Annotated in this window: 27 protein-coding genes; 12 read left to right on the top strand and 15 right to left on the bottom strand. The window is 67.2% G+C overall.

The features are described from left to right. Positions 1-216 precede the first annotated feature (216 nt). Positions 217-636: a hypothetical protein gene (locus AB5T46_RS13500; protein ID WP_370564512.1), complete on the bottom strand. Its 420-nt coding sequence runs from the start codon at positions 634-636 to the stop codon at positions 217-219. Between the two features lie 110 nt (positions 637-746). Here AB5T46_RS13500 and AB5T46_RS13495 point away from each other — a divergent pair, with 110 nt between their 5' ends. Then, positions 747-1,586, top strand: coding sequence for a helix-turn-helix domain-containing protein (locus tag AB5T46_RS13495; protein ID WP_370564511.1), 840 nt, complete (start codon positions 747-749; stop codon positions 1,584-1,586). A gap of 174 nt (positions 1,587-1,760) precedes the next feature. Here AB5T46_RS13495 and AB5T46_RS13490 read toward each other — a convergent pair whose 3' ends face one another. The 5 genes from AB5T46_RS13490 to AB5T46_RS13470 all read right to left on the bottom strand — a co-directional run bounded on the left by AB5T46_RS13490 (position 1,761) and on the right by AB5T46_RS13470 (position 6,115). After that, positions 1,761-2,999, bottom strand: a complete 1,239-nt coding sequence (locus AB5T46_RS13490) for an amidohydrolase family protein (protein WP_370564510.1) — start codon at positions 2,997-2,999, stop codon at positions 1,761-1,763. 312 nt (positions 3,000-3,311) lie between these two features. After that, positions 3,312-4,241 (bottom strand): M14 family metallopeptidase, encoded by a 930-nt coding sequence (locus AB5T46_RS13485; protein WP_370564509.1) that lies wholly within the window; start codon positions 4,239-4,241, stop codon positions 3,312-3,314. Between the two features lie 102 nt (positions 4,242-4,343). Continuing rightward, positions 4,344-4,826, bottom strand: a complete 483-nt coding sequence (locus AB5T46_RS13480; protein ID WP_370564508.1) for a nuclear transport factor 2 family protein — start codon at positions 4,824-4,826, stop codon at positions 4,344-4,346. Between the two features lie 9 nt (positions 4,827-4,835). Continuing rightward, positions 4,836-5,567 (bottom strand): SDR family oxidoreductase, encoded by a 732-nt coding sequence (locus AB5T46_RS13475; protein ID WP_370564507.1) that lies wholly within the window; start codon positions 5,565-5,567, stop codon positions 4,836-4,838. A gap of 212 nt (positions 5,568-5,779) precedes the next feature. Beyond that, a complete protein-coding gene (locus AB5T46_RS13470; protein ID WP_370564506.1) occupies positions 5,780-6,115 on the bottom strand; it encodes a GNAT family N-acetyltransferase in 336 nt (111 codons plus the stop codon). Positions 6,116-6,379: 264 nt separating this feature from the next. On the opposite strand from AB5T46_RS13470, the gene AB5T46_RS13465 reads away from it, so the two are divergent. Then, positions 6,380-6,985 carry a DUF1579 domain-containing protein gene (locus tag AB5T46_RS13465; RefSeq protein WP_370564505.1) on the top strand — a complete coding sequence of 202 codons (606 nt, stop codon included), beginning with the start codon at positions 6,380-6,382 and terminating at the stop codon, positions 6,983-6,985. Between the two features lie 204 nt (positions 6,986-7,189). Here AB5T46_RS13465 and AB5T46_RS13460 read toward each other — a convergent pair whose 3' ends face one another. Both AB5T46_RS13460 and AB5T46_RS13455 read right to left on the bottom strand, forming a co-directional pair. Beyond that, the gene (locus tag AB5T46_RS13460; protein ID WP_370564504.1) at positions 7,190-7,747 is read right to left on the bottom strand and encodes an NADPH-dependent FMN reductase; all 558 of its coding nucleotides are present in this window, start codon (positions 7,745-7,747) and stop codon (positions 7,190-7,192) included. A 66-nt stretch (positions 7,748-7,813) separates the two neighbouring features. Then, complete coding sequence (locus AB5T46_RS13455) at positions 7,814-8,443, bottom strand: SecDF P1 head subdomain-containing protein (protein WP_370564503.1); 630 nt, start codon at positions 8,441-8,443, stop codon at positions 7,814-7,816. Between the two features lie 426 nt (positions 8,444-8,869). Between AB5T46_RS13455 and AB5T46_RS13450 the strand changes: the two genes are divergently transcribed. The 4 genes from AB5T46_RS13450 to AB5T46_RS13435 all read left to right on the top strand — a co-directional run bounded on the left by AB5T46_RS13450 (position 8,870) and on the right by AB5T46_RS13435 (position 11,903). After that, positions 8,870-9,313, top strand: coding sequence for an SRPBCC family protein (locus AB5T46_RS13450; protein WP_370564502.1), 444 nt, complete (start codon positions 8,870-8,872; stop codon positions 9,311-9,313). A 225-nt stretch (positions 9,314-9,538) separates the two neighbouring features. Next, complete coding sequence (locus AB5T46_RS13445; RefSeq protein WP_370564501.1) at positions 9,539-10,696, top strand: Na/Pi symporter; 1,158 nt, start codon at positions 9,539-9,541, stop codon at positions 10,694-10,696. 17 nt (positions 10,697-10,713) lie between these two features. Beyond that, the gene (locus tag AB5T46_RS13440) at positions 10,714-10,932 is read left to right on the top strand and encodes a hypothetical protein (protein ID WP_370564500.1); all 219 of its coding nucleotides are present in this window, start codon (positions 10,714-10,716) and stop codon (positions 10,930-10,932) included. After that, positions 10,929-11,903, top strand: a complete 975-nt coding sequence (locus AB5T46_RS13435) for a PstS family phosphate ABC transporter substrate-binding protein (protein ID WP_370564498.1) — start codon at positions 10,929-10,931, stop codon at positions 11,901-11,903. The genes AB5T46_RS13440 and AB5T46_RS13435 overlap by 4 nt, the downstream gene beginning before the upstream one ends. Before the next feature lie 25 nt (positions 11,904-11,928). Here the strand turns inward: AB5T46_RS13435 and AB5T46_RS13430 are convergent, their stop codons facing one another. The 3 genes from AB5T46_RS13430 to AB5T46_RS13420 form a co-directional block, all read right to left on the bottom strand. Then, complete coding sequence (locus AB5T46_RS13430; protein WP_370564497.1) at positions 11,929-13,092, bottom strand: N(5)-(carboxyethyl)ornithine synthase; 1,164 nt, start codon at positions 13,090-13,092, stop codon at positions 11,929-11,931. 476 nt (positions 13,093-13,568) lie between these two features. Then, positions 13,569-13,805, bottom strand: coding sequence for a DUF6289 family protein (locus tag AB5T46_RS13425; protein ID WP_370564496.1), 237 nt, complete (start codon positions 13,803-13,805; stop codon positions 13,569-13,571). Positions 13,806-14,006: 201 nt separating this feature from the next. Continuing rightward, complete coding sequence (locus AB5T46_RS13420; RefSeq protein ID WP_370564495.1) at positions 14,007-14,345, bottom strand: VOC family protein; 339 nt, start codon at positions 14,343-14,345, stop codon at positions 14,007-14,009. A 321-nt stretch (positions 14,346-14,666) separates the two neighbouring features. Here AB5T46_RS13420 and AB5T46_RS13415 point away from each other — a divergent pair, with 321 nt between their 5' ends. After that, entirely contained in the window at positions 14,667-15,431 is a 765-nt protein-coding gene (locus AB5T46_RS13415; RefSeq protein ID WP_370564494.1) for a GAP family protein, read from the top strand. Here AB5T46_RS13415 and AB5T46_RS13410 read toward each other — a convergent pair. Both AB5T46_RS13410 and AB5T46_RS13405 read right to left on the bottom strand, forming a co-directional pair. Beyond that, positions 15,428-16,615, bottom strand: a complete 1,188-nt coding sequence (locus tag AB5T46_RS13410; RefSeq protein ID WP_370564493.1) for a glycoside hydrolase family 18 protein — start codon at positions 16,613-16,615, stop codon at positions 15,428-15,430. The genes AB5T46_RS13415 and AB5T46_RS13410 overlap by 4 nt on opposite strands. Before the next feature lie 127 nt (positions 16,616-16,742). Continuing rightward, positions 16,743-17,483, bottom strand: a complete 741-nt coding sequence (locus AB5T46_RS13405; RefSeq protein ID WP_370564491.1) for a carbonic anhydrase — start codon at positions 17,481-17,483, stop codon at positions 16,743-16,745. A gap of 229 nt (positions 17,484-17,712) precedes the next feature. Between AB5T46_RS13405 and AB5T46_RS13400 the strand changes: the two genes are divergently transcribed. The 3 genes from AB5T46_RS13400 to AB5T46_RS13390 all read left to right on the top strand — a co-directional run bounded on the left by AB5T46_RS13400 (position 17,713) and on the right by AB5T46_RS13390 (position 19,362). After that, on the top strand, positions 17,713-18,099 hold the full coding sequence (locus AB5T46_RS13400; RefSeq protein WP_370564490.1) for a BlaI/MecI/CopY family transcriptional regulator: 387 nt from the start codon (positions 17,713-17,715) through the stop codon (positions 18,097-18,099). After that, on the top strand, positions 18,092-18,679 hold the full coding sequence (locus AB5T46_RS13395; protein ID WP_370564489.1) for a hypothetical protein: 588 nt from the start codon (positions 18,092-18,094) through the stop codon (positions 18,677-18,679). Before AB5T46_RS13400 ends, AB5T46_RS13395 begins: the two co-directional genes overlap by 8 nt. Before the next feature lie 158 nt (positions 18,680-18,837). After that, positions 18,838-19,362, top strand: a complete 525-nt coding sequence (locus AB5T46_RS13390) for a hypothetical protein (RefSeq protein WP_370564488.1) — start codon at positions 18,838-18,840, stop codon at positions 19,360-19,362. Positions 19,363-19,865: 503 nt separating this feature from the next. Here the strand turns inward: AB5T46_RS13390 and AB5T46_RS13385 are convergent. Further along, positions 19,866-20,030, bottom strand: coding sequence for a hypothetical protein (locus AB5T46_RS13385; RefSeq protein ID WP_370564487.1), 165 nt, complete (start codon positions 20,028-20,030; stop codon positions 19,866-19,868). A 152-nt stretch (positions 20,031-20,182) separates the two neighbouring features. Here AB5T46_RS13385 and AB5T46_RS13380 point away from each other — a divergent pair, with 152 nt between their 5' ends. Continuing rightward, positions 20,183-20,473 (top strand): hypothetical protein, encoded by a 291-nt coding sequence (locus tag AB5T46_RS13380; protein WP_370564486.1) that lies wholly within the window; start codon positions 20,183-20,185, stop codon positions 20,471-20,473. A gap of 7 nt (positions 20,474-20,480) precedes the next feature. After that, positions 20,481-21,488 (top strand): CHAD domain-containing protein, encoded by a 1,008-nt coding sequence (locus AB5T46_RS13375; protein WP_370564485.1) that lies wholly within the window; start codon positions 20,481-20,483, stop codon positions 21,486-21,488. A gap of 18 nt (positions 21,489-21,506) precedes the next feature. On the opposite strand, the gene AB5T46_RS13370 is transcribed toward AB5T46_RS13375, so the two are convergent. Beyond that, positions 21,507-23,540, bottom strand: coding sequence for an NAD(P)-dependent alcohol dehydrogenase (locus AB5T46_RS13370; RefSeq protein ID WP_370564484.1), 2,034 nt, complete (start codon positions 23,538-23,540; stop codon positions 21,507-21,509). Positions 23,541-23,782 lie beyond the last annotated feature (242 nt).

Raw genomic sequence — 23,782 nt, 5'->3', positions numbered from 1 at the left:
TTCGCTTCCTCGACCGCACGCAACATCGCGTCCGGTCGAGCGCGATCGGGGTAGCGACCGCCGGCGATCACGGCGTGGATGCTCGTCGAGTTGCCGATATCTTCCAGCGGGTTCCTGCTCGGCAGCACCAGCTCGGCGCGATGGCAGGACAGGCGCTTGCGAGACGCGCCGGCCCCGTACTTCCGGGCCGGCGTCGACCTATGCGGCCGCCCGAACTCAGGCTGAAACGGGCGCAGCCCGGCGCGAGGCACGCAGGCCGAACCAGCCGAGTTCAGCGAAGGCCAGCACCACCAGCGCCTGCGCCGTGACGAAGGCCACCCCGAACGGGCTCGGCTGCCAGGTGCCACCGAAGGCCACCCAGGCGCTGCCGGCCACCCAGGCGAAGTTGATCGCAATCACGGCGGTCATCGCGCCGCGCGGCACCGAGGCGCGGCGCGAGAGCGCGAGCACCCATGCCACGAAGGGCAGGCAGATCAGGCCGGCGATGCGCTGCAGGCCGGCGGGCAGCTGCAGCAGCGGCGCCAGCATGTCGGCTGCGGTGAGCAGCAACAGGGCCGTGGCGCCGGTCGCGAGACCGTCCACGAGCAGCAGGCGGGGCAGGAAGTTCGGGCTGGCGAAGGTGCGTTGCAACGACATGGCGGAACTCCTTGTGGTCGGGTCGGGACAATGCTGGTCCGCGGCCGTTCCCGATGCCATTACCTGCCAGGTAATGACGATCGCGGCCCGCGATCGGCTATCGTCCGCGCATGACCATTCCCGCATCCGAGCAACGGCCGGTGGGGGAGCAGCTGCGCGGCTGGCGCCGCCGGCGGCTGCTCTCGCAGGAAGCCCTCGCCGGCCTGGCCGACATCTCGTCGCGCCACCTGAGCTTCCTGGAGAACGGCCGTTCCGTCCCCAGCCGCGCGATGCTGTTGCGTCTGTCCGACCGGCTCGACGTCCCGTTGCGCGAGCGCAACCGCATGTTCACCGCGGCGGGTTACGCGCCGGTCTACGGCGAACATGCGCTGGACGACTCGAACCTGGAGGCGGCACGGCGGACGATCGCCCTGGTGCTGCGCGGCCACGAGCCGTATCCGGCGCTCGCCGTCGACCGCCACTGGCAGATGCACGCCGCCAACCGCGCGCTGGTCCCGTTTCTCCGGGGCGTGGCGCCGGCGCTGCTCGAGCCGCCGATCAACGTGCTGCGCCTGAGCCTGCACCCGGACGGCGTGGCGCCGCGTATCGTCAATCTCGGCCAGTGGCGCGCGCACCTGATACAGCGCCTGCGCAGGCAGGTCGAGACCAGCGGCGACGCCGTCCTCGACGACCTGCTGCAGGAGCTGTTGTCCTATCCGGCGCCGGACCATGACGAGTCGCCTGACCCGGCCGCCATCGTCGTGCCCATGCGCCTGCGCACCGAAGCCGGCGAGCTTTCCTTCCTCAGCACCACCACCGTGTTCGGCACGCCCGTCGAGGTGACGCTGTCGGAACTGGCGATCGAATCGTTCTTTCCCGCCGATGCGAAGACAGCGAAGGTAATGCGCGCGATGTCGCTGGTCGGCCGGGTCCTTCGGTTCAAGTTGCCACGATTGAAGCAGGACGCCTGACGGCGGATCCCGCGGCTCGGCGTTTCGCCAGCCACGACGATGCGATCCCGGCATGGGGTGCGGCTCCCCGCGTATACACGCTGGCGCTCGGCGGGCGCGCTCGCGCCGCTTACCGGCCCTGCCTGTCGGCAAGATCGTTGACCAGCACCTCGCCGGTGCCGAGCAAGATCGCAATCAGTCCACCGCGCGATAGATCACCTGCCCACCCCGGATCGTCGCCCGCACGTCGGCCAGTCCGGTGACGTCCAGTGCCGGATCCGTGCCCAGCATCACCAGGTCGGCTTCCATTCCGGCGGCGATGCGCCCCTTGCGCCCGCCGTGACCGAAGCGGTCGGCCGGCGCGGTGGTCAGCGTGGCCAGGACCTGGCGCCAGTCCAGCCCTGCCAGTGCAAGCAGTTCGATCTCGCGGCGCGTATCGACGTGCGGAATGTAGTCCACGTCGGTGCCGAACAGCACGGTGCCGCCGGCCTGCGTATATGCCCGCACCTGCTGGATGGCATGGCCGATGAACCGTTCGACCAATTCTTCCGGTGCCTTCTCCCGCCGCAGTTCGACTTCGAACAGGGTCAGGGTAGGGATCAGCGCGATCTCCGCTGCGCGCAGGCGCCGCACCAGCGCCGCGTCCCATGGGCCCGAGGACGGCGTGCTGTGCGTCAGCACGTCGACCCCGCTCGCGATCGACACCTCCAGCCCTTCCATGTTGGTCGGATGCGCGAACGCCGGCTTGCCGGCGCGGTGCGCCTCCTCCACCACGGCGCGGGCGATCCCGACATCCATCGGCAACACTCCGATCTCGCCGCCGACGACCGCTCCCGCGAACAGCTTGACCCCGTCGGCGCCGACGGCCAGCTGCCGCGCGGCGCGCCCCCTTGCCTCGTCGGGGCTGCCCACTTCCGCGCTCGGCACGTCCAGCTCCTCCAGCAACCCGCGGATGTAGACCGGCGTTCCGCCTTCGGGAAAGAACGGCGTATCGACATGGAGGATGTGCGGCCCGGTGATCTCGCCCGCCTCGATGCGCCTGCGCAGCGCCGCCGCATTGCCGTTGAACGAGGAAACATCGAACACCGTGGTGAAGCCCCAGCGCGTCAGCATGTCCTGTAGCGCCGCGTCCATCTCGCGCGCCGGGCGGGTGGCCGCCTCGCGCGTCACCGGCGCCAGGAAATGCACGTGGCTGTTCCAGAACCCCGCCGTGATGATTTTGCCGTTGCCGTCGATCACCTCGATCCCGTCCGGCACCTCCACCTCGTCCGAGGCGCCCACCGCCGCGATACGGCCGTCGCGCACCAGGACCGTTCCGCGTTCGACCGGATCCGCATCCGGCGCCGGATAGATGCGCGCATCGACGATGGCCAGATCCGCAGCCGCAACCGGACACGCGCAGGCAACGAGCAACACCCAGAGCAAAATTTTCATCGACGTGTCATCCGGGTTCCTTCACAAGGCCGCATCCGATCGCCACGGCACGGAGCGACGTCGAATCGAAGCCACACCGGATCGGAACAGCAAGAACGCCGCCTCGCCATGCGGCGGCCGGCGGAGCGGGCATCCGCACTGGGCGGATCATAGTCCGAACGGGCGCTGCGCAACATCGGCATACCCGCCGGTGAAATCGCATCGGACAGGGACCGCGTTCCGGATCATGATCGCCTCGCCTCCGAAGTCTCCGGACGCGCATCATCGCAGGAGGCCGATGGCCGTCAAGTGCACGGCCCGGCCGGGAACGCCCTACTCCACGCACCCGTGCGCCAGCGCGAAGTCGATCGCCGCGCATACCGCCGCCACCTGCGCGGCATTGCACTGCTCGGGGGTCGCCCGGGGGCTGTCGGGGTAAACCTCGGTGGTGGTCACGTACCGGGCATCGGTGATGCCCATGCACAGGCCGAGCTGCTTGACCGGATAGTTGATGACGCCCGGCGCGACCACGGGCGAGCCGATGATCGCACCGTCGCGGTCGGCCGGCGCGATGTGGGTGACCTGCGCCACCGCCGCGATCACCGCCCGCTGGAATTCCGGTTGCGGATTCCCGCTGTCGCCGACCAGGTAGAAACCGTCCGGGACCTCGTCGGGCACATATGCAACGCCATCGCGGGCGGCCAGCGCCGGGCGAAACTCCGATTCGTCGGTATCGGTGGTCTCGTGCAGGTCGATGTGCACCAGCAGGCGATCGCGCAGCGGCGCCACCAGGCGCATGAGCGCCGCCGATTCCTGCGCCGGGCTGTCGTCGCGGAACGAGCGGTTTGGATCCACCGCATGCAGGTTCCAGCGCTGGATCATCTCGTAGGCCCATGGGCTCACGCACGGCGCGACGACGAGGTTGATTCGGCCCGCGTAGTCCGCCATTTGCCGCTCGACGAACTGCAGGGCGCCGTGCACGCCACTGGTCTCGTAGCCATGCACGCCGCCGGTCACCAGCGCGCCGGGAAGCCCGTCCTGCCAGTCGCGGCTCCTGATGGCGAGCAGCGGGTAGGTGTCGGGGCCATAGTCCAGGCGGCCGTACTCCTGCACGTCGAAGCGCGGGCGCAGGCGCTCGATCACGCTCAGCACGTCCGCCTCGAAGCTGCGCTTGCGGCTCTGCCGCGACAGCCAGTCCGCTTTCTCGGCGGCGCCCCAGGGGCGTCCGGGCGTGCCGATCGGATAGGGGGCGTGGGTCGTCATCGCGTCGCTCGCTCTGCGGTGGCATCCGGTAAGGCGATGCACTCTAGCATTGCGCCACAGCGCGGGCGGCGTGTCGGGATTCCCCTGGCGAAGGCACCGCCGCTACTGCACCGGCGCCTCCACTGCCGCGTCGTAGGCGTGCAGGTCGAGCACCGCGGTGACCTCCACGACGAGGCCATCGCGCAGTCGCAGGAACCATGCGTAGCTGTTCTCGTAACGTCCGCCGTCGCGGAGGGTCGCGCTGGCTTCGAACAGCACCACCACGGTGTCTCCGTCGGCGTACAACCTGCGCACCTCCGGCACCAGGGGCGAGGCCAGCCGCACGTTGAACGGCGTGAGCACGTCGCGCTGCAGCGCTACGCGATCATAGGTGCCGGCGCTCGGGGTGGGTCCGAGAATCGTCCAGGTCGCATCCGGCGACAGCAGGTCGAAAAGCGAGCCGCGGCCGGTGCTCCAATCGGCAAAGGTACGCTCGACCCGGGCCAGGTTGGCCGTCTCCTCCGCACTCCGGTGCGTCGCCCCGGCAGCCGCCACCAGCGGCGCCACAAGCAGGGCCGTGGCAAGAACGATCGATGTGGGCTTCATCGCGGCGCCTCAATGCGGGCTGGCGGTGGGGCGGACGATCATCTCGCTGACGTCGACGTCCTCGGGCTGGTCGATGGCATAGGCGACCGCGCGTGCGATGGCCTCGGGCTCGATCCGCACCCGACGGTAGGCTTCCATCGCCTCGCGCGCGGTGGCGTCGGTGATGGTGTCGGCCAGTTCGGAGGTCACCGTGCCGGGCGACACCACGGTCACGCGCAGGCGATCGGTCTCCTGGCGCAGGCCGTCCGAAATCGCCCAGACCGCATACTTGGTCGCGCAGTAGACCGCCGCCGTCGGCGACACCGCGTGCGCACCGATGGAGGCGATATTGATCACGTGCCCCGCGCCCTGCGCCTCCATGCGCGGCAGCACGGCGGCGATCCCGTGCAGCACGCCACGGATGTTGACGTCGATCATGCGGTTCCACTCTTCCACCTGGAGCGCACGCAGCGGCGACAGCGGCATCACTCCGGCGTTGTTGACCAGCACGTCGATCCGTCCGAATTCCTCCACGGCGGCGGCGGCGAAGGCCTCGACCTCCTCGCGCGACGTCACGTCGACGGCGCGGGCGTGCACGCTGCCGCCGCCGGTGACGGCGCGGGCGGCCAGGTGCTCGAGGCGGTCGAGCCGGCGCGCGCCGGCGACGACGGTGGCGCCCGCTTCGGCGAGATGGCTGGCGATGGCCTCGCCGATGCCGCTGCTGGCACCGGTGACGAGGACGATCTTGTCGCGAATGGTCATGGCGTTCTCCCTTGCGGCGCTTGCCGGTTGCGCACAGCATCGCGTCCGCCGCCGATCGGACGGTAGACGGAAACTCCGCATCGCTTGCACGATCGTGCAGGATGGATCCCAGCTTTCGCCGAAATGACGGGACGCGGAAATCGCCGGAATCGGCATGCTTTTTTGCAGTCCGGCGGGGCAAGCGCCTGGACATCGACGGCAGGCCGCTCCGGCTACGCCCGCCGCCGCAACCCGCGCTTCTCGAACCAGTGATGAGCGTATGGATTGTCGTTGTACGGCGGAATCTCGCGGTATCCGTTGCGCGCATACAGTGCGCGGGCTTCGGTAAGCGCGCGATTCGTGTCCAACTGCAGCGTGTCCACGCCCAGCGCGACGGCATGATTCTCGAGCGTTTCCAGCAGGCGCTGGGCAATGCCCAGCCCACGCGCCGAAGGCGCGATCCACATGCGTTTGATCTCTCCGATGTCGCTTCCCGTGACCTTCAGCGCGCCGCAGCCGACGGGCTCGCCATCCAGGCGCGCGACCAGGAACAGACCCGCCGGCGGCACCAGTTCGCCGGGATCGGCCGAAGGGCCGCGCGTCGCGTCGAAGCCCGTCTCGAAACGCTCGTCCAGCTCGCGCAGAACGGCCGGATGCCTGCCCCCGGGCTGCCGAAACGACCCTCATCCGCCCGCCCATGAGCCGGATCCCGTTCTTTCCTGTCCCTCGGTCGGCTTTTCGGCGCAAATGCAAGCCTTCACAAAATCCGAATGGAACCCGTCGCACATACTCTCCGCACAACCGATTCCCGTTACCGCCTCAGGAGACCCAGCATGAACCGCAAGCACGTTCTTTCCATGGCCGTCCTCACCCTGCTGCTGGCCGGTCCCGCCGTTGCACAGGAAGGCGCCGCGCAGCAGATGACGCCCGAGATGCAGGCGATGATGGAGGCTTACCAGAAGGCCGGCACGCCAGGCGCCGAACACCAGCACCTGGCCTCGATGGCCGGCACCTACGACCTCACGGTCAGGAGCTGGCATGCGCCCGGCGCCGAACCCGCCACCGACACCGGCACCGCCACCCGCAGGATGATCCTCGGCGGCCGCGTGATGGTCGAGGAGGTGAACTCGCAGATGATGGGACAGCCCTTCACCGGCCATGGCATGCACGGCTTCGACAACATCACCGGCAAGTACTGGGCGACCTGGAACGACAGCATGAGCACAGGCCTGATGGTCAGCGAGGGCACCTGCGAAGCCGACCGTGCCTGCACCTATACCGGGACCTATCACGACGCGGTGAGCAAACAGCCGCAGACCGCGCGCATGACCAGCCGCTGGACCGACGAGAACACGGAGGTGTTCGAAATGTACGCCCCCGGCATGGACGGCAAGGAAACCAGGATGATGGAGATCACCTACAAGAAGCGCGGTCGGTAACGCGGCTGCTCGACGAAGTCGGGGCTTTCCTCCTGGAAACTCCGCATCGCCTGCGCGATCCTGCAGGACGGGTCGCGCTCATCGCCCGGAAGCGGCGCCTCGACGCGGTGCACATCGCGCTGCCGATCGCCGGGCCGCACCCGGCTGCGGCATTCCTCGGCAGGTTGTCGCGACCCGGCAACGGCCGCGTGCACTCCGTTCCGATCAGTCGCGAATGGAGGCGACGAAGCCTTCGAGAAAACGCCGAAGCGCCTCTTCGGATTTCGGGTCGACGATCGCGCCGTTCTCGTCGAACACCTGCCCCGCGCGCGACACCAGCAACTTGCCGCCGGTCCACAAGCGCGCGCCGAGGGTGCGCAGCACCGGCAGCCAGGCGTTCTGCGACAGGATCGTGCCGAAGCCGCCGGGCGAGGCGCCGATGATCGCCACCGGCTTGCCGCCGAACACCCGGCCGATGTCTGCCGGCGGGCGGCTGAGCCAGTCGATCGCGTTCTTGGTCACGCCCGGGATCGAGTTGTTGTACTCGGGCGTGGCGACGAGCAGCCCGTCGGCCGCGGCGATCGCATCCTTCAGCCCGGACACTGCATCGGGCACGCCGTGGGCGGCCTCCTCGTCGGCATCGTACAGAGGAAACGCGCGGATCGAGGCGATCTCCAACCGGCTGCCGGCCGGCATCGCCGCCTGCGCGGCGCGCAGCAGCGCGGAGTTGTAGGACGCGCGGCGCAGGCTGCCGCTGAAACCGATGATGGTGGTCAACGTCATTGCCTCCCTTCCCCTTTCCAAGGGCAGATCCTACCCCGATCACGCAAGGGGACCTGGCTTGTTCGGCTATTCAGCCAAGGTCATCGTCTCGTACAACTTCTTCGCGTCGGAGACGTCGAGTTCGCTGATCCGCACTTCGCCGCCCGGGATTTCGGCCATGATGGTGGCGACGCTGATGACGCGGCCGCCGGCGACGACTGCGAGGCGCTTGCCGACGTTCTCCGCCGTCGCCATCCGCAGACGGCGGGCGCCCTCCCCGGTCAAGCGGAGGTCCAACGTCGCGAACTCGCCGTCTTCCAAGCCCAAGTCGACGGAGGCGACCTGCGTGCCTTCCACCACGGGGACGGGCTGCAGCGCGAGGACCGAGGTGTCGGCGTCGTCCTGCCGCAACATCGGCAGCGTCATCGCATCGGGCTGGCCCGGCTCGGCAGCGAGATGGAACGCAACGTCGCCTCGAACCGGCTGCATCGCTTCCGATTCGACCGAAGCCTCTTCCCTGTTGACATGGGTACATCCTGCAACAGCAAACACGGCGACCAGCGCCATCGCAGCCAAGGCATCGCGGGCGACCGTCGAAGGCCTGGAGCGCCGGGCCAACGACGGCAGTTCACCTCCGAAGAGTCGGTGCGGTTTTGATAGGTGGGAAATGGTCCCTGGCACCTTCTCCGTCTCCTGCAATGCCTGGCTGGCGCGCATGATCGTCTGTCCCTTCTGGCTCTCAAGATCTCAGGCAATCGCCGGCGCCGCCGGGCAGAAGGCCGAAGCCATCGAAGCGGATTGCCGGGGCTGAAACCGGGCCCACAGTGAATTTTCCTGGGACATCCAGGGCAATCCAAACCGAAACGGATCGGAACGGGGCCACCATCTTTAGTTTGCAGCGCCGGTCAGTTTCCGTCAGCCTGTCGTTGTGCCTGATGGTACCAGCGCTCGTACTTGTTCGTCAGCGGCGAATGGGGATCGATGCGCGCGATCGCGTCGGGCATCGCCGCGAGCACCTGCCCTGCACCTGCCCGCCAGGGCGCCACGCCCTCGGCCTACCTGCTCTCTTGCGCCGGTGTCGATTTCCGCCGGTGCGACTCGTCGTAGGATCAGAGGGTCGTCCTCTGTCTTTGGAGAATCGCCATGCCCAGCACCATCCGCCTCTACCGCGTCCTGAAAGCCCCGCCCGAGCGCGTCTACCGCGCGTTCCTGGATCCGGCGGCGATGTGCAAATGGCTTCCGCCGCACGGGTTCACCGGCACGGTGCACGAAATCGATGCGAAGGTCGGCGGCCGGTATCGAATGTCGTTCACCAACTTCGGCACCGGCAACAGCATCGCGTTCGGCGGCGAATACCTGGAACTGGTGCCGAACGAGCGCATCCGCCACACGGACCGTTTCGACGATCCCAACCTGCCGGGCGAGATGACCACCACCGTCACGCTCAAGGCCGTCTCTTGCGGCACCGAACTGCAGATCGTGCAGGAAGGCGTACCGGACGTGATCCCGGCGGAAGCCTGCCACCTGGGCTGGCAGGAATCGCTGTCGCTGCTGGCGCAGGTGGTGGAACCGGAGATTCCGGACTGACGCAGGCCGCGCGCCCGGCACCGGCTGCGCGAGCCATTCGCTCTCAGTACGCATCTGGTGCGGTAGTGGCGGATCTGCCGGATCCGCCCTGCGGGCGCAGACGCGTCTCCGGTTCATGCCAGCCAGCCTGCACCGCCCTGTCCCTCGGATGGCACGGTCGCACGGACGTCATCCGCGTGTCACTTCCGGGCAATACGTTCTCCGCATTACCCGCGGAGACTCGCCGTGCCCGCACATGTCGCCGCCCTGCCCGCCGACGGGGAACGCAGTACCTCGTCGCAGTGGGTGTCCTGGCTGCTGGTGGCCGCGCTGATCTACCTGCTGCTGGCCGCGGTCGGGGCGATCGGCGATGGCTTCAAGGCGGCGACCGGCAACAACGCCAAGCAGCTGTTCGCGTTCGCGACCAATCCCTTCGTGGGCCTGATGATCGGCCTGGTCGCCACCGCCCTGATCCAGAGCTCCAGCACGGTCTCCTCGATCATCGTCGGCATGGTCGCCGGTGGATTGCCCATCGAGATCGCCATTCCGCTGATCATGGGCGCCAATATCGGCACCTCGCTCACCAGCACCATCGTCAGCCTGGGGCACGTGCGCAACGGCGAGGAATTCGGCCGCGCCTTCTCGGCCGCGACCGTGCACGACGCGTTCAACATCCTCGCCGTGGCCATCCTGCTGCCGCTGGAACTGCTGTTCAGCCCGCTGCAGCGCAGCTCGGAGGCGCTGGCCGGGCTGCTGGTCAGCGATGCGGCGGTCGACATGAAGGGCATGAACTTCATGAAGACGCTGCTGGCGCCCGCCTCCGACACCCTCGGCGCCGCGGTGGGCTGGATACCAGGCGTCTGGTCCGGCATCGCGCTGATCGTGATCGGCGTGGCGCTGATCCTGTTCGTGGTCTCGGCCATCGGCAAACTCCTGCGCAAGGTCATGGTCGGCCGCGCAAAGAGCATCATGCACGCCAGCGTCGGGCGTGGGCCGCTGTCCGGGATGGCCTCGGGCACCGTCATCACCGTGCTGGTGCAGTCCTCGTCGACGACGACCTCTCTGATCGTCCCGCTTGCCGGCACCGGCGTCTTCAGCCTCAAGCAGGTCTATCCGTTCACGCTCGGCACCAACATCGGCACCTGCATCACCGCCCTGCTCGCGGCCACGGCCATCACCGGTCCGACCGCGGTGCTCGCGCTGCAGATCGCGATCGTGCACCTGCTGTTCAACGTGCTGGGCATCGTGCTCATCTACGGCCTGCCTTTCCTGCGACAGCTGCCGCCCACGATTGCCGTCACGCTGGCCGGACTGGCGCAGAAGAACAAGCTCTACGTGGTCGCCTACATGGGCGGCCTGTTCTTCGTGCTGCCGCTGGCGCTGATCGGCTTCAGCCAGCTCTGACCAGGGAAACTTCCGCCATGGACACCGACCACCGCCGTGAAACCGAGACCCGCATCCGCGAACTGCGCCAGTCCATCGAGGCGCTGGAGCGCGAGCTGGAAAGCAGCTCCACCCAGAAGCAGGCGCAGCACGAAGTGCTGGAGCACCTGGACGAATACATCAACGCGGTGGACACCAAGGTCAGCAGCCTCAAGCTGTTCTGGCAGACGTTGAAAGAGGAATGGCGGAAGCAATGAACATGTCCGCCGTCGCGCGTGCGCATATGCCGATGGCGATCACCGCCTGCGGCCTGGCCGTGCTGCTGGCGGCCTGCGGCGAACAGGCCGACACGCCTGCGCGGATCACCGCGGAAACCATCCTCGTCGACGGTTCCAGCACCGTGTACCCGCTGACCCGCGAGGCCGCGCGGCGCTTCCGGCGCAGCGCGCGCGGTGCGGAGGCCGTCGACGTGCGCTTTTCCGGCACCACGGCGGGCTTCCGGCGCTTCTGCGCCGGCGAGACCGACATCGCCAACGCTTCGCGCCCGATGAACCGGGAAGAGGAAGCCGAATGCGCGCGCAACGGCATCGAGCACATGCGGCTTCCGATCGCCACCGACGCCGTCAGCATTGTCGTGCACCCGGACAACGGCTGGGCCCACGACATCAGCATCGAAGAACTCGGACGGCTCTGGGCGCCGGAAGCCGAGGGCCGGGTCGGGCGCTGGCGGGACCTGCGCAGCGATTGGCCGGACCGGCCGATCGTGCTGTTCGGGCGCGGGCAGGACTCGGGCACCTACGACTACTTCACCGAAAGCGTCACCGGCGCCGCGCGCCGCAGCCGGCACGACTACACCGCCAGCGAGGACGAGGAACTGCTGGCCGAAGGCATCGCCGGCGAACCCGACGCCCTCGGCTTCTTCGGCATCGGCGCCTACCACCGTCACTGGGACAGCCTGAAGCTGCTCGCCGTCGACAACGGCCAGGGCCCGGTCTTCCCAACCCTGGACACGGTCAAGGCCGGCCGGTACCAACCGCTGTCGCGGCCGCTGTACCTGTACGTCAACCTGGACGCGTTCGCGCGCAAACCGCAGCTGCGCCCGTTCCTGCGCAGCTACCTGGGCGGGCTGCGCAGCTGGATCCATTTCACCGGCTTCATACCGCTGGGCGCGAACGCTTATGCCGAGAGCCTGCAACGGCTGGCGGAGAACGGCACGCAGGCTCCGTGAGGCACGAGGCGGCCGGTGCCCGCACTTACGCCGCAAGCCTGTCGATGGGGGCATGCGGGTATTCGGGCTGGCGCTTCTGGAACGACACGATCGCGGGCTTCTGGATCACGCCGCCATCGATGTTCACGGCGCGGGACAGGGTCGGGTCGTTCTCCCAGCCGGCGCGGCCCTTCGCCATGGTCGACACGTACACCACCAGCGCCGCGGAGATGGAACGCGAGGCGCTTTCCCACAGATAGCTGGGTGTGTGGTCGACGGCGTAGTAGTCGACACCGCCGACCTGGAACATCGGATCACGGAAGGTCGTGGGTTTGGCGAAATAGAACCCCATGCCCTCGTCGCAACTGACATCGATGACCAGGCAACCAGGCCGCAGGCAGCCGGCCTCGTCCCGGGTGACGAAGTCGATCGGGCTGGCAGGGTTCTGGAAGGTGCCGTTGATGATGATGCCCGCCTCGCCGATCAGATCACCCAGCGGCAGGCGGCTGCCGTCGTGCTGGACGACCATCATCCGGGCCTCGCCTTCCGTGCCCGGCTCGATGCGGACGTAATGGCAATCCAGCACCTCTTCGCGCACCTCGTGGTCGGGGCGCTGGATGCAGATGGTGATGTCGCGGAAGCCGTGCGCCTTGAGCGCGTAGATGGCACCGCGGCTGACCGCGCCGAAGCTGAAGATGATCGCCTTGCGCTGGTTGCCGTAGTGGCCATCGATGCCCTTGAGCTGCAGCGCATGCAGCACCGCGCAGTAGCCGGCCATCTCGTTGTTCTTGTAGAAGGTGTGCCGCCCGATACGGCCGTCGGGACTCCAGATGAACATGTCCTCGAAGGCGACCAGGGTCTGTCTGCGGTCGATCGCCGCCTGGGTGATGGCGCGCTGCTGGGCGCAATGCACGTAGCCCCACAACACCCCGCCCTCGCGCAGTTCCTGCAGGTCCGCGAGCACCGGCTTGGCGATCACCACCGTACCGGCATCGGCCAGCAACTCGGCGCGCGAGGCGATGCCGCCCGACTGCGCCGCGATGTCCGCGTCCGGCATACCGAAAGGCGCGCCGTAGCCAATTTCGAACACCAGCTGGCGGCGGACATCTTCCGGCAGTCGCGAGAGATGCTCGGGATGGATGGGAACGCGACGCTCGTCGGGCTTGCGCGACGTGCCGACGATGCCGATAGAAGATGAATTCAGTTGCATACCCGGTTCCTGCATGAGATGAGACCGTCCGGCGGTCTGAAGGCGGCCGACGCCGAAGCTGCCGCCAGGGAGGCAGCAGGATGCTCAGTGCGGAGAGTGGGTGAAGGTGCGGCGCGGCTGAGCGGCCGTCACGACATTGCGTCGTGGTGCCGACGCAGTATGCGCCTTTGCGCGTTATCGAATGTGAGCAGAACCTGCCCGCTTCGGGAAAATGGTCCTTCGGGTTCATTTCCCGCCATATCCACCTTTGCGAATCGGGCTGCGGCTCGGCGGGCGGTGGTGGCTTCTCGCACAAGGCCTGCCTGGACCGCGAGCTGGCGACCAAGCTCAGCCCAGGCTGCGACAGTTCAACGGGTCCGATAGACCGGCTGCTGGACACGCAGGAAACTGAATCGTCACTCCCGCAAGCAGAACAGGGGTCAGTGACCCCTGTTCTTCTGCTTCTGCGGAGCCGGGGCGTCCGCCGTGCACCGCACCTATCCGGGGCACGGGCCGGTGGTCACTTCCGTGCGCGAGCCGCTCGAGACGCCCCAGGTGGCGATATGGCCGGTGCAGTCCTTCCATCTGCCGCCGATCGCCACGCCATTCGCGTCGTAGTAGGTGTACTCGATCCAGGATCCGCCGGGACCGTCTGGTGGCTCTTTCGCGATGGCGGCTCCGAACGCAGTCGCGCTCATTGCGAGGGCAAGGACGAAAACACGGGTACGAGACATTCCGTTCTCCTTCGTGATGGCGATAGCGCCACTATCGAGGCTAATGGCATGCAGAGAGCCGGGGCAAACCCAGGCGCGGACTTCGGTCACGTTTCGCCCTATCGGCAAGCTCAGGCGCCGGTGCATTCATGGACGACCGGCGCTTGCCGCATGGCTTCTCGATGGAAGGAAAGCGGGACCTCGCCTTTCCCGTCAGGCATCTCAGCGCCCTCCCGCCGCCGCCTCGATCGCCGCCACGTCGAACTTCTTCATGTCGAGGAACGCCTGCGTGACCCGCGCCACCGTCTCCTCGTCGCCCGAAGTCATCACTTCGCCGAGCACGACCGGGGTGACCTGCCAGGACAGGCCGAAGCGGTCCTTGCACCAGCCGCACTGCTCGGATTCCGACACGGCGGAGAGCTGCTCCCAGTAGCGGTCGATCTCGGCCTGGTCGCGGCAGTGGACCATGAAGGAGATCGCCTCGTTGCAATAGAACCCGGCCGCCTCCCGGGCCTGCTGGTCGAACCACAGGTGCGGGGTGAGGGGCTTGGCGAGGGACATGCGAATTCTCCTTGTATCGAGGGGTCTCGATCGTCAGACGATCCAGCAGGGCCGGAATCGACACGAAGGACAGGGACTTTCGTGGCTTCCGGACTGCCCGATTCCGGCGTAAACCGGGATCGGTCGACTCCTCCCACAGCGCCGGATCCACTGCGCCGACGGGATCGCACCGCCGGGCGTGGCGGCCGCATGCCGCGTACATCGCACCGGGTGAGGGTCGGTTTTGCCGGCAACCGGACGAAGGGAGCCTGAGGGTGAGCAATGGCACCTCGCCGCCTGTTTCTTCTACGCTGCGCACACACCCACCTCGCCTGCATTCCCATGGATAACCTGCTGCCGATCCTGTTGCCACTGGCGCTGTTGGACAGCCTGAACCCCTCTGCCCTGGTGGTGGCGCTGTGGCTGCTGTCGCAACCGCGGGCGGCGCCGCGCCTGCTGGCCTACGTGGCCGGCATCCTGGTCGCCTATCTCGGCCTCGGCATTGCGATGATGCTGGGCATCACCGCCGCGCGCGACACGCTGACCGCCGTGCTGGATCATCCCGTCGCCCTGGCGTTGCAGGCGCTGCTGGGCGCAGGGCTGCTGGTCTATGCGATCTTCGCGCCCTCCGACGCGCACCAGGCGCGCGAGCCGCGCACGCCGGCCAGCGGACGACTGGCGGCCTTCGCGCTGCTGGGCATGACGGTGACGGTGGTGGAGCTGGTGACCGCGCTGCCCTACTTCGCTGCCATCGCGCTGATGATCGCCGCGGAGCTGTCCCCGGCGCAGTGGCTGCCGCTGCTGGTGGGCTACAACCTGGTGTTCGTGGCGCCGCCATTGCTGCTGCTGGGCCTGCATGCACTGCTCGGCCGCCGTACCGACGAACGCTTCGCCCGCTGGCGCGAACGCCTGCGCCGCGGCGCGCGCGAAGCGACGCTGTGGATCTTCGGCATCGTCGGCGTGGCGCTGCTGGGCGACGCGGTGGGCCGGTGGATCAAGGCCGGGAAGGAACGGGACGATGCGGTGGCGGTACACGCACCGGCATCGCCCGCGCAGGGAAATGCGACACGTCCGGCCGCGGATCGTAGCAAGCCGCGGATGATCTAATTGCGTCCGTCCCTGAAGGGCCGCGCCATCGCTTCCAACAAGCCGCGCTGCTCGTCGTCGCCGGTGAGCTCCCACATGAAGACGCCGAGCAGGCCGCGATCCCTGGCGAGCTGCGCGCGGATCGCAACCGATTTCGGGTCCTCGTAGCTGACGAACTTCCGCTCGCCGCGATGGAGCAGCCACGGCGACTGCGCGACCGGATGCCAGTGCTGCTCCCATTGCGGATCCGGCAGCAGGTTGGCCTTGATGTCGCGCCAGGCACCCGGATCGAACGTCCCGGCGTAGGCCTGGTACAGGCCATGATCCGCCTCGGAGGAAACCCGGAAGCCGCGGCCATAGAACGGAACGCCCAGCACCAGCTTGTGCGCGGGCACGCCCTGCTGCCGGTAGTAATCGATCGCGCCCGCCACATTGTTCCAGCGCCGCATCGGCTGATCCAGCGGATCCTCGGCGACTTCGTTCAACGGCGCGTTGAACGAGGAAACCGCAGAGAAACCGGTGCCCATGTCGTAGGTCATCAAGTTGATGAAGTCGAGCACCCCGGCGAGCTCGGCCAGCTCGTAGCTGCGCGCAGGGTCGTAAGGACCCGTCGACTGCAGGCGCCCTGCCGGAAGCGCGGCGGTGAGCAGGAACGATTGCCCGCGCTCCTTGCCGAGTGCCCGCAGCTGCCGCCGGAACTCGCGCGCCAGCAAGGTCATGTTGCGCCGGTCCTGCGGACGTGCGCCGATCTCCGGCGGTCCCCCGTAGACCGGATACTCCCAATCGATGTCGACGCCGTCAAAGCTGCCGCGATGCGCGTCGAAGAACAGCGCCACGCACGATGCGACGAAGCGCCGCCTGGACCGTTCAGTCGATGCGGCATCGGAGAATCCGCCCGCGCTCCAGCCGCCGATCGAGATCAGGGTCCGCAGCCTGGGATGCCGGCGCTTGAGCTCGGCAAGGGCGGCGAAGTGCGCGCCCGCTTCGGCGCCCGGGCTTGCGCAGCGGCCCTCGTCGATGGTGGCGAAGGCGTAGAACAGATGCGTGAGCCTGTCTGCCGGAATTCGCGAGATCGGGTAGCGCGCTGCCGAGCCGCCGGGGAAGTAGGCACCGATCACCTTCGCCTCGGGCCGGTTGCCATCGGCGGCGTGGGCCGCGACCAAGGGATTGCTCGCGGCCAGGCCGACGAGGAGAGCAGCGATCATCCATCGAGACACGGGCATCGCCTGTTCGGTTGAACTGCCTGTACTCTGCCAAAAGCGGAGGCCGAGTGCGATACCGGCGGAAGCGCCGGCCGCCGCAAGCAACCGCTTGCGGCGGCCGGCGTCGGACTCAGGAACGGCTTTCCAGAACCTCCCGCCCGTTCAGCGCCTGCACCGGACGCGCGTTCATCGGGAACAACCGGCGGAATGCCGCAATCTGCGCCTTCGACAGCTCGACCGGCTGCTTCAGCACCTGCCAGCGCACCCCTTCGCTGCACGGCGGCGTGGTCAGCGAGCCCGTGTAGGCGTAGTAGCCGTGCTCCTCCGGCAGGAGGTCCTCCGGATCCAGCGCCTTCGCCAGCGCGTGCTTCTCGCCTTCGGAAGGCAGTGCGTCGAACAGGTCCGCGAGCGCCTCGTTGCTCCGGCCTTCCTTCAGCATCACCGCGACCACCGCCAGATGGCCCTCGGCGTCCTTGTGCACGAAGTGCACCTCCATCGGGTAGGCCTTGCCGTCGATCTTCTCCTCGCTCGGCGTATGGAAATGGAACTGCACGAGCGGATACCGCTCGTCGCCGATCTCGATACCGCCGGATTCCGCCAGGTTCACCTGGATCGTGTGGCCGTTGTTGACGACCTCGGCGGGCCCCGCCCGGTACTCGAAATCGATCCCGGGAAGGTCGGCCTCATGTGCGCCTTGGATGTCGATCGGCGACTGCATCCTGCCGGCCGCGCAGCGCTCGAAGCCGGCGTCGATCTCGGCCCAATGCGCCGGGCCGTGCCCGCCTTCGTAGCCCCAGTGCGCCTGTGGCTCGGCGGCGGTGGCGGTGGAGGCGAGCAGGACGCCCAACGTTCCCAACAGAACTCTCTTCATCACTTCACTCTCGATTGCGGGGGAGCCGTAACGGCCGCGGTCGTCAGCGGAGACCGGACCTCGGCCGTTTCTGGCCGGTGACCCTAGAGAGCGTCTTGTGCGAAAAATGTCGGAATTACCGCCACCGGCCCCATGCCGGACGCCATGAGCCCAATTTAGACAAAAAGGTCTAGACAAAATGGTCTAACAGGTATAGGGTGACGCCATCACCGGCAACGCGCACGTATCGATGGCCAAGCCCCGCCTCCCCAGGCCCACCCCCGCCGAACTCGAACTGCTGCGTACGCTGTGGGAGCTGGGGCCTTCCTCGGTGCGCCAGATCCATGAGGCACAGCGGAGGGAGCGGCCCGACCTGGCCTATGCCACCGTGCTGCGGCTGATGCAGGTCATGCACGGCAAGGGCCTGCTCAAGCGCGACGAGAGCCAGCGCTCGCACGTGTACTCAGCCGCGCAGCCGCAGGGCTCGCTGCAGACGAAGCTGCTCGACGACCTGATCCACAAGGCCTTCGCCGGCTCCGGCAAGGCGCTGGTGATGGCCGCACTGCGTAGCGGCCGCGTCAACGACGCCGAACGCGAAGAGATTCAACGCTTCCTCGAGGAGACCCGCGATGACTGAGGCCCTGGCGATGCTGATGCCCGCGTTGGCGCTCGCGTTGTTGCACTTCTTGTGGCAGGGCGCGCTGGTCGGCCTGCTGGCCTGGCTGGCGCTGGTCCTGCTCAGCAACGCCCGGCCCCAGGCACGCTATGTCGTGGCCTGCCTGGCGCTGCTGGCCTGCGTGCTGTTGCCTGTATGGAGCCTGGCGCAAGCGCTGACGGGCGAGGACGCAGCAGCGGTCGCACGCGGCGCGCTGGCGGCCGGCGGCATCGACACCACGATGCCGGCAACGCAGGGCGGTGCGCTGCGAGTGCTGCCGGCCCCATCGGTGGGCGCCCTGCCCTGGATCGTCGCGTTGTGGGCGGCGGGCGTGTGCCTGCTGTCGCTGCGGATGGCCTGCGGGCTGCTCTGGGTGCGCCGGCTCTGCCGCGACGCGCATGCCGAAGCCGGCAGCCGCTGGCAGGCCTGTGTCGACCGGCTCGCGCCGCGGCTGGGCATCGGCCGTCGTGTCCTGCTGCGCCTGGTGGACGCGGGCGACAGCCCGGTGACCGCCGGATGGTGGCGGCCGTGGGCCGCAATTCGAACTCAGGCCTGGACATGAAGAGGCCCAGTACATGCTGGCGAAGTCCACGAAGTCGCCTGCCGAGCGCGTCTATTATGCCAGGCGGGCATGCCTAGATGCCGCTCGGCCGAGAGAAACAGAAGGCTCGAACGAGCCTTTGAGAGCGAAAATATGAAGAAAGACTAAGGAGATTTGCGATGAGCGAAGTCTGGAATGTATGCCCTAAAGAAGGACTGGGCCCGCTGGAATTCGGCATGACGCATGCGGAGGTTGCCGAGTTCGAAAATATAATGGGGCCACTCGACGAGACGACCGAAGAAATCTTGCCTAACGGGCGCGTCACGCAGAATGAGTATCGAGATAGCGGCTCTCCAACTTGCTCGTTTGAAAACGGAATTCTGACCCATATCGGGCTTCGCAAATCAGAAATAATCGATGTCAAATTCCAGGATGTTTCAATCTTCAACGATAATTCGCAGGATGTTTACTCCACACTTGGCCGATCTGCCGGTGCCGTTTACTGGCATCATAACAGCGTGGTGATGCCTAGCTTATGTCTGGAATTGATAGGGTTCGTCATGGAATACAGCCCCAAAGGAAAACCGCCAGTCTTCAAGAGCAAGACCGCAGGTTTTACATGGCCGCGATTGCGCTTGTTCAAGCCAGGCCATTTGCCATTCGACGAGAAGAACCTCATCGAGATATCTAACGAGGTGGCGTGAGACGTCCCGCGGCGGGAGACCGAGAGGCTAAGCGGATACCAATTGGAACCGCACGCCCTGTGGTACCGGAGCTCGGTGCTTTCGCTGTTGGCAGGAATGCTTACTCCTCGAAGTCTGCTTCGCAGTTTTTTCTGTAAGGCAGAGCAGGAAAATACTCTGGAGGCGAAAGAAGTCTGATGGTGCGTGCATGTAGTACATGTAATAATGGCTGTGGAAATGGTGTCGCCCAGACGCGTCGTCCGGACCCGGTCTTTCGGGAAATGTGCGCCATTCTTTGCAAAGTCCAGAAACCGGGGTCAGGATCGACTTCTCCAGCATGGTCCGGAGAAAGTCGACCTCGACCCCTGTTTCTGACCCCTATTTTCTACTCTTGTTTTCGTCGCTGGAGCCGAGCTTCAGCGCGCCAGCCATGACCACCGTCAGGGTCACCATGTACACGTGAGGCGCTGCCCGGCGCGTTGGCACACTCAGACCACCCAGCACCGGAGTTCGAGATGTCCAGACTACGACTGCACCTGCTGGCTACGTTGCTGCTGGCGCCCCTGGCCACAGGCGCCGCGGCCGCGAATCCTCCTGCCGACCACCGCGGCGAAGCCGTCGCGCGCGCGCTTGCGGTTGCGGTGACTCCACGCGCGCAAAGCGAGGTGCTCGTGCTGGGCTCGTGGCATACCGCGGCCTTCAAGGACATGGAGCCGCGCCACCTAGAAAGCACCCTCGAACGGCTGGACCGCTACGCGCCCACGCGGATTGCCGTGGAATCCCTGCCCCCGACGAAATCGCCCTACTGCTCGAGCAGCGCGACCGCTCGGAAGGCGCCAGGATGGTGCTCGACACCTTCGGCAAGCGCATCGTCGAACACGGCCAGGCCATGCAGAAGCATCTGGACACCGATCGGGCCACCGCCGCCAGGCGCGCGGAGGCGCTGCTGACCGACGCCGGGCCGAAGATGGCCGCCGACGCACGCACCGAACTCGTCAGTCGGATGCTGGCCGCCTACGAGTACGACAGCGCCGTCCTGCAGTGGTCGTACCTCACGCCGGAACAGCGCCAGGCAGCCGCACTGAAATCGCCTCCCGGCGGACCGGCAGGAACTGGAGTCAGAGCAGAATGATGCTTACTTGACCGGAAACGTCCTGTTTTTGCTCGTCATTCCCGCGTCGGCCAGGAGGAGAAACGCGATCGAAGGTCAGGCCGTCACTTCGCTGATCGTGCAGGTTCGCATGGACTATCGCTGCGATCGCAACCGGTCCAGGTACATACTAACCCCTGCTTTTTTCCCCGCAGGGATCGACCCGCGCCCCATGGCAATATCCGGTGACATGAGCAAGACCATCGCTACCGGCCCCGGTGACGCCTTGCATGCACTCGCGCAGCGCGACTGCCGGATCGTCCTACGCGCGCTGGGCCCGCGCGGCGACCGCCACGCGGGCATCCACCGCGCGCGCAAGACGATCCGGCGCCTGCGGGCGGTGCTCGCGCTGGGTGCGGCGCGTTTCGGAGCCGACGGCGATGCGATCGATCGCAGGCTGCAGCGACTGGCGGCCGGGCTGTCCGCGCTGCGCGATGCCCAGGCCGTCACCGACACCGCGGACACGCTCGCCTGCGGCGGCGATGCGGCGCAATGGCACCGGCTCGCACGGCGGCTCGCACGCAGGCGCGACCTGCTGCTGCGGCAGGCCTTGGCGGACGATCCGGGCTTCGACCGCCGCCGCGAGCCGCTGCGCAGGGCCGCGGCCGCCATCGACGCCTTGCCCTGGCATGCGCTGCGGCCTGGCGACGTGCGCAAGGCGCTGGCGCGCGGCGAACGGCGTGTCGCCAAGGCACGGAAACAGGCGATGAGGGAACCGACCCCGCAACAGCTGCATCGATGGCGGCGACGTGTACGCAAACTGCGGCTGCAGGTCGATGCCGCCCGCGCACCGGACGCCGTCGCACCCACGCTGTCTGCGACCCTGGCGCGCAAACCGGGCAAACAGGCCAGGGCCCTGAAGAAGCTCGCCGATCGGCTCGGCCGCTACCAGGACCTGCGGATCCTGCGCAGGGCGCTGAAGGAACTGCCCGACACCGCCGCGACACCGGCGCTGCGCGCACGACTGCGCCGGGAAATGAAGCAGACCAAGCCGTGATACGGCCGCTTCTGTCGTTCACTGTCCGTAGAGATATCCCGCGGCGGCCTTGGCCATCGCGGCCTGGTCGTGTCCGACGCCGGGGACCACCTCAATCGTCCAGTTGAACTCGGTACCAAGCGCGGCCGCCGCCTTCCGGCTTTCGCCGTAAAAGTACTCGCCCCTGGCGCGCCGGCCCAGGCCTTGCCGGTCCGCCAGCGGCGTATGCAAATGGATGCCTCGGGTTTCGTTCTCGTCATCCAACTCGCCCAGGAACAGAACGAGCTTCTGCCTGAAGGACCGTTTCAGGCCCTGTTCCGTCAATCCGGTCCCCTGGATGCCGAAGATGGGCGCGACATCAAGCCGGGGCAAGGTGTAGAAGCCGGCATTGGATGCCAGCAACCTGTTGGCCTTGGACTTCGGATGAAAGATCGCAAGCCGGTGCAGGATCTGGCCACCCGCAGAGTGCCCGAACATGTCGTATCCGGTCCGTTCCGAACCGACGGCCGCGACGGCGCTGTCGAACAGCCTGTCGAAATCATGGAACAACCACTGACCGGAAAGGCGGTTGACCTCGAACAGGATGTCCTCGTCCTTCAGTCGATAGACCTGGCCGCTCTCGTCGATCTGCGCATCCCGCAATTCAAGGTTCTTGATCACGCCGCCCATGTGGTAGGCCGCGACGTCGTAAGCCTCCTCCGCATAGGCAGGCGACAGGATCAGGACGCCATGCGCTTCCGATGCATCCACCCAGGCATCCCGGTAGCTGTCGCCATTTCTGCCCGCACCCGGCAGCACGATCAGGATGGGCGAATGGCTGCCGAAGGATCTCGGCTTGTGGTAGTAGACGCGGATCGTGTCCGCCTCATGCCCTTGCCCGCCTTGCATCAGGAAACTTCCCGAGCCCGTGTTGATCACGACCCGAGGCTCTTCCGCCGGCTCGATCCCTGCCGAGACTCCATCCTCGGGCACGAGAACGATGACGTTCTTTCCCCGGGTTCTCCCCTGCTCCAGGTAGGCGATGGCCTCCGGAACCTGGGCGAGCGTATGGCGTTGGTCGATCACCGACCGCAGGGAGCCGGCCTCCATCATGCCGCGGAGCACCGCCAGGTCCTGCGGGTTCATGTCCGCGAACAACGAGGCCTGGATCTGGCTGACGAACGGCGAGGAGACTTGCGCCCACAACAACCGGGTCAGGGGACCAAGCCACGGATCCGTTTTGGGCCCGGTGACCATGACGAGGATCCCGTCGGGTTCGAGCGCGCGACGATACGCCCGCAGCGGGTGATTGCCGACGTTGTCGATGATCACGTCGTAGCGTTGCGCGCCCTCGGTGAAGTCCGCCTGCGTGTAGTCGATCACCCGGTCGGCGCCGAGCGAGCGGACCAGCTCGAGGTTGCGCGTGCTGCACACGCCGGTCACATGCGCGCCAAGCGCCTTGGCGATCTGCACCGCGTAGGTGCCCACGCCGCCGGAAGCGCCGTTGATGAGCACCCGCTGTCCGGGTTGCACCTGGCCCGCATCGCGCACCGCCTGTAGCGCGGTCACGGCCGCGACGGGCGCCGCGGCCGCCTGCTCGAAACTCACGCTGGCGGGCTTGTGCACCACCGAACCGCTCTCCTTCACCACCAGATATTCGGCGAAGGCGCCATTCCGGCCGCCGAACACCGCATCGCCCGGCTTGAAGCGCTGCACACTGCGACCAACGGCTTCCACGGTGCCGGCAAAATCCACGCCCACCCGGGAATCGTCCGGCCTGCCGATGCCGGACGAAAAACGCATGACGTAGGGCTTACCCTGCATGTAGTGCCAGTCGAGTGGATTGACGCCGGCGGCGTGCACCCTGACCAGCAACTCGTCGTCGGCCGGTTCGGGCCGCGCGACCTGTTCGAACGCCAACACCTCGACCGAACCGTAACAGCGGGCCCTGATTGCCTGCATCGGTGTCGCCCCTTCCGGCAACGCGGATGCCGGCGGGCAGGCGGCGTCATGGCGCAGCGCCACGGCCAGCACGCCCATCGCCGCAACCACTAGCACAAGGACCGATCCCAGAATCTTCGTTCGTCGTCGCATGGCTTTCCGCTCGTTGCGTGACAAGGCGTGGCGCGGAGTATGGTCACGGCGCGAGCCGGCTGTACCGTGCCGGTCGTCACCAGCCGGAATGGATCAGCGCCTAGGGCATGGACGGCCGGCTGGCTGCCCGCTTCGTGCCGGAAAAATCGACTCAGGCCCTGGGGCCGAACCTGCGCGATCATCCCCGTGTCTGCTCACGCAGAGCGGCCGCGGATCGCACGTATTCCGGGTGACGGACGAAG

It is taken from the genome of Luteimonas salinilitoris (assembly GCF_041300785.1).
GTDB lineage: Bacteria > Pseudomonadota > Gammaproteobacteria > Xanthomonadales > Xanthomonadaceae > Luteimonas > Luteimonas salinilitoris.
The sequence above is the reverse complement of the archived record's forward strand: the minus strand, read 5'-3'. Positions and strand labels throughout refer to the sequence as shown.